Annotated in this window: 6 protein-coding genes; 2 read left to right on the plus strand and 4 right to left on the minus strand. The window is 32.0% G+C overall.

Annotated elements, in window-relative coordinates:
• The first annotated feature begins 140 nt into the window (after positions 1 to 140).
• Entirely contained in the window at positions 141 to 3,260 is a 3,120-nt protein-coding gene (locus OCU47_RS15550) for a X2-like carbohydrate binding domain-containing protein (protein WP_261829524.1), read from the plus strand.
• 436 nt (positions 3,261 to 3,696) lie between these two features.
• Positions 3,697 to 4,713: an IS1595 family transposase gene (locus OCU47_RS15555; protein ID WP_261829525.1), complete on the plus strand. Its 1,017-nt coding sequence runs from the start codon at positions 3,697 to 3,699 to the stop codon at positions 4,711 to 4,713.
• A 209-nt stretch (positions 4,714 to 4,922) separates the two neighbouring features.
• Here the strand turns inward: OCU47_RS15555 and OCU47_RS15560 are convergent, their stop codons facing one another.
• The 4 genes from OCU47_RS15560 to OCU47_RS15575 all read right to left on the minus strand — a co-directional run bounded on the left by OCU47_RS15560 (position 4,923) and on the right by OCU47_RS15575 (position 13,562).
• Positions 4,923 to 7,271: a glycoside hydrolase family 95 protein gene (locus OCU47_RS15560; protein ID WP_261829526.1), complete on the minus strand. Its 2,349-nt coding sequence runs from the start codon at positions 7,269 to 7,271 to the stop codon at positions 4,923 to 4,925.
• A gap of 125 nt (positions 7,272 to 7,396) precedes the next feature.
• A complete protein-coding gene (locus OCU47_RS15565; RefSeq protein ID WP_261829527.1) occupies positions 7,397 to 9,562 on the minus strand; it encodes a glycoside hydrolase family 3 C-terminal domain-containing protein in 2,166 nt (721 codons plus the stop codon).
• Between the two features lie 588 nt (positions 9,563 to 10,150).
• Entirely contained in the window at positions 10,151 to 12,472 is a 2,322-nt protein-coding gene (gene yicI, locus OCU47_RS15570; protein ID WP_261829528.1) for an alpha-xylosidase, read from the minus strand.
• Between the two features lie 259 nt (positions 12,473 to 12,731).
• Positions 12,732 to 13,562 carry an AraC family transcriptional regulator gene (locus OCU47_RS15575; RefSeq protein WP_261829529.1) on the minus strand — a complete coding sequence of 277 codons (831 nt, stop codon included), beginning with the start codon at positions 13,560 to 13,562 and terminating at the stop codon, positions 12,732 to 12,734.
• Positions 13,563 to 13,654: the final 92 nt, after the last annotated feature.

The raw sequence follows: 13,654 nt of genomic DNA on the forward strand, positions 1-13,654 counted from the left end.
TCCTATTTCTAAATAATTTTATTAACAATTTTCTATTACCATTTCAAACAGAATTATTAATATCATTAATCGTAAACACCATATTATAAATGAATTTCAGAATTTAGTATTATCGTTAAATTTATTATGGAGATGATTGTATGAATAAAAAAGTTCTTAGTTTATTTACTGCTGTTCTTTTTAGTTCTTCATTTGCATTAAACTTAACAACTTCTTACGTTAAGACTGCTAAAGCTGCTACAAATTCAAATGTAGCATCAAACCAAACTGTAGCTACTACTGCTTACAACTGGAATAACGCAAAAATTGTTGGTGGTGGATTTATACCAGGAATCATTTATAATGCTAAAGAAAAAGATTTAAAATACATCCGTACAGATATGGGTGGAGCCTATAGATGGGATAAAATTAATAATAAATGGATTCCATTAACAGACTGGGTAGGATTTGATGATTGGAATTCTTTAGGTTGTGAAAGCCTTGCAACAGACCCTGTAAATCCTGATCGTGTATACATTGCTGCTGGAACCTACACTAATGATTGGACTACTCAAAATGGAAAGATTTTAAGGTCCAGTGATAGGGGTAAAACCTGGCAATCTACAACCCTACCAATAAAACTTGGTGGAAATATGCCCGGTAGATCTATGGGAGAGAGATTAGTCATAGATCCAAACAATAACAATATCTTATACCTTGGTACTAGAAGTGGTAATGGCCTATGGAAAAGCACAGATGCAGGTGTAACTTGGTCTAAGGTAACAAGTTTTAGTGCTGTAGGTAATTATGCAGACGATTATTTTAAAGATCAAATCGGAGTTGCGTGGGTTGTTTTTGATCCAACTTCAGCAAAAGGAACTTCTGGTTCTCAAACAATTTATGTTGGCGTGGCTGATACAAATAACACTATATATAAGAGTACTGATGGTGGCTCTACCTGGGCACCTGTAGAAGGCCAACCTAAAGCTGGTTACTTTCCTCATCATGGAGTTTTAGCATCCAATGGTATGCTATACGTAACATATAGCAATACCTGTGGCCCTTATGATGGGAGTAAGGGTGATGTCTGGAAGTGTAATACAAAAACTGGTGATTGGACAAAAATTAGTCCTGTAGCTTCAACTAGTGAAGATGACTATTATGGATATGGAGGATTAGCAGTAGATGCTCAAAATCCCAATACCCTAGTAGTAACTACATTAAATTCTTGGTGGCCTGATGCCAACATTTATCGTAGTACTGATGGAGGTGCTACTTGGACTTCTTTATGGTCATGGAATGGTTATCCAACAAGAACTATGCGCTACACTCAAGATATCTCTGTTTCACCATGGTTAAATTGGGGAACAACTCCTGCTTTCCCTGAAATGAATCCAAAAATAGGTTGGATGATAGGTGACATAGAGATAAACCCATTTAATTCTGATGAGATGTTATATGGAACTGGTGCAACATTATATGGTTCAGATAACCTTACTAACTTAGATAAAGGTGATAAAATAACTATTTCAGTTAAAGCTGACGGTATTGAAGAAACTGCTGTAAACTCATTAGTTAGTTTACCTTCCGGAGCACACTTATTAAGTGGTTTAGGTGATGTATCTGGATTCAAGTATGACAATGACTTAACAAAGGTTCCAAGTAAAATGTTTTCAAACCCTACATTCTCAACTACTTCTTGCATTGATTATGCTGAATCAAATCCAAACTATGTTGTACGTGTAGGTGTTACTGATAAGAAAGTTCAATGCTTTGCTTCTTCAAATGATGGAGGAAGCAATTGGAACCCTGGGAACTCAGATATTTCAGGTAGTGAAGGTGGCGGTTCTGTTGCTGTTTCCGCAGATGGAAATACAGTTGTATGGAGCCCTACTGGTGAAAAAGCTACTGTAGGCTACTCTAAAACTAACGGTAACTCATGGACCAGCTGCATTGGTATACCTGCTCATGCAAGGGTTTACTCCGATCGTGTAAATTCAAAGAAATTTTATGGTTTCTTAAATGGAGTATTTTATATTAGTACCGACGGTGGCACAACCTTCTCTAAAACTTCTGCCACAGGATTACCTACAACAGGTACTGGAGATTTCAAAGCAGTACCAGGAGTTGAGGGTGATATATGGTTAACTGGTGGAAGCGATAAAGAAGGCGTTTATGGCTTATGGCATTCAACTGATTCAGGTGCAACATTTACCAAACTAACTAATGTTGATAAAGCAGATGTTATTGGTTTTGGTAAAGCAGCCCCTAATAAAACAAATGTTGCATTATATACAAGTGCTCAAATCGGAGGAGTACGTGGAATATTCAGATCAGATGATTATGGTGCAAACTGGATAAGAATTAATGATGATGCCCACCAATATGGATGTACAAATGCTACAATTACTGGAGATCCAAGAATATTTGGCCGTGTATATGTTGGAACTAATGGTAGAGGTATAGTTTATGGAGACCCTGTAAATTCATCTGAACCAACCCAACCTACGCAACCAACTATTAATGACTCAACAATTTCTCCAACAACAGCATCTTTTGATTTATCTAAAGATAAGCAAACTGATATTCAAATATCAACTACGTTAAATGGTAACACATTATCTTCAATATCAAGTGAATCAACAGTTTTGATTCAAGGCACTGATTATACTGTTTCTAATAGTACAGTTACTATATCAAAAAGTTATTTAGCAAAGCAATCAGTAGGATCATTAAACTTAATTTTCAAATTTAGTGCAGGCAATAATTGTACATTAGCAGTTACTATTAAGAATTCAGACGTTACACCAGATCCTACGCCAGTGCAAAGCAGTACTTTAAAATTACAAACATTTAACGGTACTACTACAGCATCAAGTACCAAGTTAGACCCAATGTTTAGATTAACTAATACATCAACAAGTGATCTAGATTTATCTAAAGTCAAAATAAGATATTATTACACTGTAGATTCTGATGTTAACCAAACATTCTGGTGTAATTGGTCAAGTATTGGAAGTACCAACGTCATTGGTACATTCAATAAATTATCTACAACAAAAACTAATTCAGATTCATATTTAGAAATCACTTTTTCAAACTCAGCTGGTATGCTTAAAGCTGGAAGTAGCATTGATATCCAAACAATGCTGGCTAAAAATAATTGGAGCAGCTACAATCAGACCAATGATTACTCCTTCAATTCCTCATCAAGTTTTGTTGACTTTACTAAATGCCCAGTATACTATAATGATACTTTAGTGTATGGTGTAGAGCCTTAGTAATCTATAAAGGAATACCATTTTGCAAGTTAAATATTGAGTGAAATTAAATGTTAAAGTATCTAACATTATGTACCTTAACATTCTATAATTAACTATTACAAAAATTTAAAGACTGCGTATAAAATCATAATTTTTATATGCAGTTATTTTTTTATACATAAGAAATTAACATAGTACTTTTAGGTATAGGTGCTTTTAGGTATATTCTAAATCGTGTATAGAACTATTCCACTTAAATGTTGGTGAAAATTTTGTCGAATTTTTGTAACTTGTCCAACAACATTATTATGGAATAGTTCTATAGGGATTCTCATAGATACATAGTCACATACCTCTCCTTAATTCTTCATAAAAAATTTTAATCACAGTGAATATAAAAAAATAATCAGTCAAAAATTCAGAGAGAACATATTTTCTGAATGGAGTGATTGAGGTGAGGACTAATAAATTAGATTTATTTTCAACGAACCAATGCAATGAAGAATTTAAGGAAACTTACATAAAAGATTGTTTAAACTACTATTACGACTTTTTAAAATCAGCTAAAAACATAGCCAAATGCCCACACTGCGGCAGTATCAACATAATAAAATATGGATACACAAAGTCAGGCACCAATATGTATAAAAGACATCTATGTAAATGCTGTGATAAAACTTTTTCTGAGGTTACCACATCTCCATTAAGCTACAGTAAAAAAGATATTCACGTATGGATACAATATTTAGGCTGCATGGCTAAGGGTATGACATTGAAAGCAATATCAGAGGAATTAAAAATAAATATTAAAACAGCTTTTGCGTGGAGACATAAGATATTAAGTTCTATTGAGAGTAAAGTAATGGCGAGTGAGTTGTCACATCATGTGCAAGTTGATGATTTTATGATGCGAAAAAACTTAAAAGGAAATAAGAAAATTCCTTTAGAAACTAAAAAAGCTAGATTAAAATATTCAAGGTTTGAAGCACCTATGAATGAAAGAATAAGAGTAATAAGCTGCATAGATGATTCAAAAAATATAGTTTTAAGAGGAATAGACAATAGTGTAGTAAATTATGAAGATGCAAGAAAGTTCTTATCTCCGTTAGTGAAACCAAAGTCAATACTATGTACAGCAAGAAATTTTTCGTATATAAGTTTTGCAAAGAAAAATAAGTTTAGAATAGAGTTAGAAAGATCGAAACGGTATAAAACCAAAACAGGGGAATACTTAGATAACAAAACAGCCAGAAATAATGGATTTAATTTTATTAGATATATAGAAAAATTCATGGGGATTGCCACGAAATATGTGAATTATTATCTTAATTTATATGTTTGGGATATTAAAAACAAGGCAAACCAATTTTGTGTTGCAGTAAAACAGTTATTTATAAAATTACTAAACAGCAATAAAGTTTTGAGAACTGTTGATTTTAAGAATGTAACTTTAGATGGGGTATCACATTAATTATTACTTTAATTAACTTGTAGTTTTAAGAAGTAACAGCTATGTATTGACAAGTTATTAACTATATCAAATAAAACCAATATAGTTAATAAGAAAAGAAGCAGGTTACATGAATTTTTCAATTCAAGTGACTTGCTTTAAAGGGATTATCTTTATATTAATAACTTAGTATTTTATATTTGTTAACTAAATTCTTTTTGGTAAACATATTATTTTGTTTTTATTAACGTTAATCTAAGATCCTTATTAAAAACGTACTTAGCTCCTTTAAATGCTGCAATTTCAATTTCTTTATCATTATATTTTAATTTAAGTGGTGCTGCATTATCAGATATTATTTCAATCTTTCTAACTTTACCATCTTCCCAAGAAAAATCAACTTCAAATCCACCTCTTGCTCTTAGTCCTTTTACTGAACCATCTTTCCAAGCCTTAGGAATTGCTGGTAAAATCTCTATTGCACCATTATGACTTTGAATTAGCATTTCTGCTATCCCTGCTGTACCACCAAAATTACCATCAATTTGGAATGGAGGGCATACATCAAATAAATTAGATAATGTCAATTTTTTTAATAATGTCAATACATAATTATATGCAGACTCTCCATCTTTAAGTCTTGAAAATAAACAAATTAGCCAAGAACAGCTCCAACCAGTATGCCCTCCACCTGCAACCAGTCTTCTACTTATTGTAGTTTTGCAAGCTTCATAAATTTCTTTGTTGGTTTCTTCAGTTATTTCCTTCCCAGGATATAGGCCAAATAGATGTGACATATGTCTGTGACCTTGTTCTGTTTCTTCAAAATCCTTAAACCACTCTTGAATTTGGCCATGCTTTCCTACTTTATATGGTAGTAACTTAGCCTTTGCCTTTTCTAACGTTTCTCTAAAATCATTATCAACATCTAATATCTTGCTTGCTTCAATGCAATTAGTAAACAAATCCCTTGCTATAGCCATGTCCATAGTAGATCCTATACTAGCACAACAAGCATTTCCGTTCTCATCTGCAAAGGCATTTTCAGGAGAAGTTGATGGACAGGTTACTAAATTACCTTCCTTATCTTCTATTAACCAATCCAATAAAAAAGTAGCCGCTCCCTTCATTAGAGGATATGCTTCATCTTCTAAAAACTTCTGATCTCTTGTAAAGTCATAATGTTCCCAAAGATGTTGGCACATCCAAGCTGCCCCCATTGGCCAATATGCCCACATGATATGACCACCAACTGGAGTTGAATGTCTCCATAAATCCACATTATGATTAACAGTCCATCCATCACATCCAAATTGAATTTTGGCTGTTTTAGCTCCTGTTATAGATAACTCTTTTAACATTCTAAATAAAGGCTCATGACATTGAGATAAATTACAAACTTCAGCTGGCCAATAATTCATCTCTACATTTATATTAGTGGTATAATTACTGCTCCATGCTGGCCTTAAGTCTTCATTCCATATACCTTGAAGGTTAGCTGGTTGAGTTCCTTTTCTTGAACTACTAATCAATAGATATCTGCCATATTGAAAATATAGTGTTACTAAGGCTAAATCTTGTTCTCCTTCAATTACACGTTTTAATCTTTCATCTGTTGGGATGCTATTTTTATCAGCATCACCTAAGTCAAACTCTACCTTATCAAATAATTTCATATAGTCTATAACATGAATATTATATATCTCTCTATAGGATCTATTTATTACTTTTTCTATAGTGTTCTTACATAATTCTATGGGATTAACACCCTCAGTGCCTGGTTCTTTATCAAAGCCATTATAACTAGTATGAGCTGTTATTACTAAAATAACGCTATTTGCATTTTCTACACTAAGTACACCATCTTTAGTACTAACCGTCCCCCCCACTAATTTTACATTAACTCTAGTTTGGAATGTCATGCCCATTCTATTATCTTCATCATAAATTATAGCATTATCTGATTGTTCATAACTTGGTACAGCATGTATTGGTGCTCTTCCATTTAACGCTATTGAATTTGGACTAATACTTTCTACTTCATATCTAAGCAAACTATCTAAATGAGCTATGAAACTAATACTATTAACTTTGTCTGCATCAAATTTCATTATTATTGCATTATCTGGCTTAGAGGCGAATATCTCTCTTCTATAATTTACATCCTCTATATCATAACTAATTCTTAGCACAGCCTCCTGTATATTTAATTCACGTTTATAATTAATATATGCATCTGATGAATGTTGAAAGTCTAAATATAAATTTCCCATTGGAGAATATGATTCAGTGTATGCTCCAAGTAATTTATCATTCATCAATTTTTGAGCTTCAAAAAATTTATCTTTAACTATTAATGATCTCACTTCTTCTAAATATTTATGTGATTCATAATTTTGAGTATCTCTTGGAATTCCTGCCCATAAGGTATCTTCATTTAATTGAATTCTTTCCTTTGACACATTTCCAAAAACCATAGCTCCAAGTCTGCCATTTCCAACTGGAAGTGCTTCTACCCATTCTTTTGCAGGTGTGTTATACCATAACCTTAAATTGCTATTTACTTTTGACTTTTCCATACCCCTAGCCTTCCTTACACAAAATATTCTTTCACTAAATAACTATATTTAATGAACTCTATCTGCTTTAAACTATATCCAACCCATCATAAATAATATGCTTTAATAAAAATCAATTTCACAAATTATGCTCTATAAGAATTATTTACTGACATACATTTTTCTAATCTAATATCATTACAAGAACTTCCTATAGATATAGTGAATTCACCTGGTTCAACAATCCACTTCTTTTGTGTTACATCATAAAAGGCTAATGCTTTTTTATCTATTTCAAGTTCAACTACCTTTGATTCACCTGGTTTTAGCCAAACTTTCTTAAAGCCTTTTAATTCTTTAGCAGGTCTCTCCACAGATGATTCTAGATCTGCTACATATAATTGCGCTACTTCAGCACCTTCTCTGTCTCCAATATTAGTTACTGCAAATTTAACTACTATATTTGCATTATCATCATTTTCATCCTTTGCAACAACTAAATCACTATATTTAAAATCAGTGTAAGATAATCCATGCCCAAAGCAAAATTGAGGTTCAACCTTATATGTGTCAAAGTATCTATAACCAACAAATATACCCTCTCCATAATTAACAGATTCTCCGCCTGGGAACTCTCCTAACTTATGTGCTGGACAATCTTCTAATACTTTAGGGAATGTTACTGGAAGCTTTCCTGATGGATTAACATCACCAAATAATACATCTGCTAAAGCTCTACCACCTTCCATACCGTTATACCAAGTTTGAACTATAACTTTTGCATCATCTGCCCAGCTACTCATATCTACAGGAGATCCAGTAAGCATAACAACCACCGCATTCTTATTTACTTCTAATATTCTCTTGATTAATTCATCTTGATCATATGGTAAAGATAAATCTGTCTTATCATTGCCTTCACTATCAATGTTAATCTTTTCTCCATCTTCTCTATTTGAACCTAAAGCATTAGAGAATAATACAAAGTTTTCTTTAGTGTGCTTTAGTCCACCTATTATTACGACTGCATCTGAAGTTTTTGCAAGTTCTACAGCTTCATTCATTAACGTTTCTTTTTCATCTTTGTTTGCTGTATATCCTTTTGCAAATTTAATATCTGTATTTCCACCAAGCTTCATTTTGATTCCAAGTAAAGGTGTTATCTCATATAATGCTTTTATTTCAGCAGAGCCACCGCCATTTGATTGAATTATATTAGCGTTATCACCTATAACTGCTAATGTTTTTATCTTTTTCTCATCAAGAGGAAGAATCTTTTCTTCATTCTTTAGAAGTACAACTGCTTCTCTTGCTATATTTAGTGTCTTTGCTCTACTTTCTGGACTATTGTATTCTCCCTTTTGTCTTTCTTCAGAGAACATGTTTATTTTGTACATCAATCTTAGTATTCGTCTAATCTTTGCATCAATGATTTCTTCACTGACTTTTCCTGATTCTACAGCTTCGATAAGTGGATTTCCAAAGAAATAATCATCAAAGTTATAAGTAACAGACATTTCTATGTCTAATCCGCCTTCAGCAGCTTCCTTTGTATCATGCACTGCACCCCAGTCAGATATAGTTACCCCATCAAATCCCCATTCTTCTCTTAGTATTTCTTCAAGCAAATACGGACTATGTGAGCAATATACTCCAAAAAGCTTATTGTATGCTGTCATAATTGAGTAGGCATCCCCCTCTTTAACAGCTGCTTCAAAGGCTGGTAAATATAGCTCTCTTAATGTTCTTTCATCTACTTTTACATCCACATTCAATCTTTCAGTTTCTTGATTATTAACTGCAAAATGTTTTACACATGCAGCTACATCATTTTCTTGTACACCTTTAACAAAAGGTACAACTAACTTACTTATTAGATATGGATCCTCTGACATATATTCAAAGTTTCTACCACATAACGGACTTCTTACTATATTTATACCTGGTGCTAAAATTATATCTTTTCCTCTACCTCTTGCTTCTTTTCCTAAAACTGAACCTTCAGCATATGCTAAATCTGGATTCCATGTTGAAGCCAAAGATGCATTACAAGGTAAATAACTTACAAAGTCATCTGTATTGCCTATAGGTTCCCAATTAGCATTTGGAAACTCATGTCTAACGCCCATTGGGCCATCTGACATTTTTAAAGCTGGAATTCCTAATCTCTTTATTACTTCTGTTCTAAATAATCCAGCTCCATGACACATACCTGCTTTTTCTTTTAAAGTTAGTTGGCTAATTAATTTCTCTATCTTTTCTTCTATTTTCTTATCTATCTTTGGTTGGTTATCTAACGTATGAGTTGACATATCGTTTTTCCTCCTCGTATTAATCTATCTATAACTTATATCTATTTGACATTTGATATTTAAACCTAAATTTGATTGAGATTTTGCTCTATTAATCTATCTATAATCCATATCTATTTTTCTTGGTTTAGAGAATTTTATATCCTTAGCAACATATTCGTTCTATCTATAATTTATATCTATCCCATTTAAATTTGCATCTGCTATCAACCTTAAAAAGATTATTCTTTTCAGGCTTACCTCATGCTTACAAATATTAAACTATTCAATATAGTACTTATATATATTCCAATAAATAAACTACACGTTCTTACTACTCTATTGGGTATTTATGTAGAATATTATTTAAGACTTATATATTATATTAATCTGCAATATAAAAACAAGGATTGATCTTTACTTTCAAATTTATTTCTTATTTATTATTAATTAATCATTACATTTTCCTATAACTTGTATCTAAAGCTATGCAGCTTTCAAAACCGCATAGCTTTAAACATTGTAATTTGTATTCTGTTATGGCTTCTTAACTTGGAAATAATCTATATAAACATATATTCATATATCACTATTAACCAATTCTAGTTTTTATGCTAAGTGACATTTAACTTCACAGTTTCCTGATACTAAAGTAATTCTTGTACCATCTTCTTCTACTGAAAACTCTGCTCCATCCACCTTAGATACATTCTTAACATTTTTCAATACAAAACTCCATGGCTTATCAGTTCCAACAGCTTTTATAGCTATTGTGTTACCTGTCTTAATAGCTTCAACTTCAAGTTGTACATTGCTCTTTGTATCAAGAACTCTTGCTGTTGCTTTAACATCTTCTTTTAATTCATATGCATATAAAGATACATTTTCTCTATAGTCATACTCTGGTTTATTATTTTGGTTTCCAACTGCTATGATGCTATTTTCACGTACCATCATTGGAACAGTTAGATATCCATGATGTTCTTTAACCCATCTTCCGCCTTCATATTTTTCTCCAGTTATGAAGTTTGTCCAAGTTCCTTCTGGTAAGTAGTAGTTAGCTTCTCCCTTATCATTAAATATTGGAGCTACAAGTATTGAATCTCCTAGCATATATTGACGATCTACATAATTACAATTTAAATCATTTTGGAATTCTAATATCATAGATCTCATCATTGGGATACCTGTTGCTGATGCCACATTAGCAGTATTAAATAAATATGGCATTATGCTACATTTTAATTTAGTAAAGAATCTTACAACATCAACTGCTTCTTCATCATAAACCCATGGAACTCTGTAAGAAGTACTACCATGTAATCTGCTATGTGATGACAACAATCCAAATGCAGCCCATCTCTTGTATACATCTGGTGTTGCTGTACTTTCAAATCCACCCATATCATGGCTCCAGAATCCGAATCCTGACATACATAATGACAATCCACCTCTTAAGCTTTCAGCCATTGATTCAAAATCGGCACTGCAATCTCCACCCCAGTGTACTGGGAACTTTTGTCCACCAACTGTTGCTGATCTAGCAAATACAGCAGCTTCATTTTCTCCTTTTTTCTCTTTGATAACATTGAATACTACTTGGTTGTATAAGTAAGTGTAGTAGTTATGCATCTTAAATGGATCTGATCCATCAAAATATTTTGCATCTGTTGGTATACGTTCGCCAAAGTCAGTCTTGAAGCAATCTACTCCCATATCCATTAAAACTCTAAGCTTGTCTCCATACCATTTACATGCAGCTGGATTTGTAAAGTCTACAATAGCCATTGCTGGTTGCCACATATCCCATTGCCATACATCTCCGTTTTGTGTCTTTATGAAGTATCCATTTTTCTTACCTTCTTCAAATAATGAAGATTCTTGAGCTATATATGGATTTATCCAAACACAGATCTTAAGTCCTTTTGCTTTAAGTCTCTTAAGCATACCTTGTGGATCTGGGAATACTCTCTTATCCCATTGAAAGTTACACCAGTTATAGTCCTTCATCCAGAAGCAGTCAAAGTGGAATACTTCTAGTGGTATATCTCTTTCTGCCATTCCATCAACAAAACTAGTAACTGTTTCTTCATCATAATTTGTTGTAAATGATGTTGTTAGCCATAAGCCATAAGTCCATGCTGGAGGTAATGCTGGTTTTCCTGTTAAAGTTGTATAGTTTTCAATAACTTCCTTCATGCTATCTCCACCAATTATGAAATAATCTAGAGATTCACCTGGAACGCTAAATTGAACCTTTGTAACTTTTTCTGATCCTACTTCGAAAGATACTTTTCCTGGATCATTTACAAAAACACCATAGCCTTTGTTAGTCATATAGAATGGTATATTTTTATAAGATTGTTCTGTACTTGTACCACCATCTTCATTCCATATATCAACTGTTTGACCATTCTTAACAAATGGACTAAATCTTTCACCTAAACCATATACTAATTCGCCTACGGATAGACTTAATTGTTCTCTCATAAACACTTCTTTTTCATCAGTTACTATATAAGCAGCATTTCTATTCCCAGTGAAAGTTAATCTTTCTTCACCTCTTAAGAATTCCATTAACCAGTTTTCTTTATTAATTTTAGCTGTTAAGTTACCTGATTTAAATGTCACTTCATTTTCTAAGTCATTTATTTCAACTTTAGTAGATTTATCTTCATTAAGTTCAAATTCAGTGGCTTTTTGATTTATCCCCATATAATGATAAGCTTGAACTCTTATTACATTCTTTAATGGTGATGATATTTTATATGTTATTACGGGCCCACCTAATGTGTCCCCTCTTTGTGTAATCTTACGACATGGAGAATACATTGTTAAAACATTATCTTCTATTTTTGTGCTATATACTTCAGCTGGACTTGATACTTGATATCCATCTTTGTTTAGCCAGCAACCGTTACTAAATTTCATACTATCACTCCTTAATTATGATTTCTTATCATGATTTTATTATACAAATTAGCCATGTAACCGTATACCACATAAATTTTATATATTTTATTGTGATAATTACATACAAAGAATTATGTGTTAATATATCTACTTAAAATATAAAATAAATTTCACTTCCTTTCATTCATTATATTATCATCACTTTATTTCAAAGTATTGTTGTTTCTTGACTTGTTTTTGGCAATTATTATCTTTATAAAATTTTACTCTACCTTATTTAAAATTGTTTTCTATATCTCGCTGGAGTAACTTTATAGCACTTTTTAAAAACTTCAATAAATGATTTCACATTAGGGAAACCATTATTTAAAGCAACTTCAGTAATAGATGAATCACTATTTATGATTTCTCTATGAGCATGATATAGTCTTATTTCATTTAGGTAGTTGTAGAAGGTTTCCCCTGTTGTTTTCTTGAAAAATCTGCAAAAATAATTAGGAGTCATAGCTACTTCATCTGCTATATTTTCAAGTGAAATAGTGTTTTCATAATTTTCCTCCATATATGTAATTACCTTTTTAATATTTTGCAAACTCTTCTCTTCATATCTACTATAATTAATTTCTTGTTTTTTCTTTTTACATTCTTTTAATAAAACACTACATATCTGTCTTAAACAAATTGATATCTCAAGTGAATAAAATTCTTCTTGTTTTTCATATAATTCAGCGCATTTTATAATTAAATTCCTTACTTTATCTTGAGCCTTCTTGTTATCTGTAAAATCAAAATAATACGAATCAATATCTGAGCAATATTCTCTTAGCAAATTATAAGATAATAGGATAGTAATAGAACACATCTTATTTCTATCTTGTGCATCAGTTTCGTGTAACTCTCCACTGTTTACAAAAAAAAAGTTTCCTGCTAAAACTTCTACTTTATTGCCATTGATCTTACCTTCAATAGTTCCCTCTAGAACTAAATCAAATTCAAGATTTTTATGCCAATGAACTGGATAATGACAATTTCCACCTTCTGATTTTCGTATATAAATTTTAGCCGGGATTATATCATCATTCTCTATTTTCTCCTGATAATAATTCATATTTACCTCCATATTTATTGAGACTTACCTTTTCTATATTTTGTAAATATAGAAAAGGTAAGTTATTAATACTGTTAATTATTAAAAGTACG

The sequence above is a fragment of the Clostridium sp. TW13 genome (assembly GCF_024345225.1).
Lineage (GTDB): Bacteria > Bacillota > Clostridia > Clostridiales > Clostridiaceae > Inconstantimicrobium > Inconstantimicrobium mannanitabidum.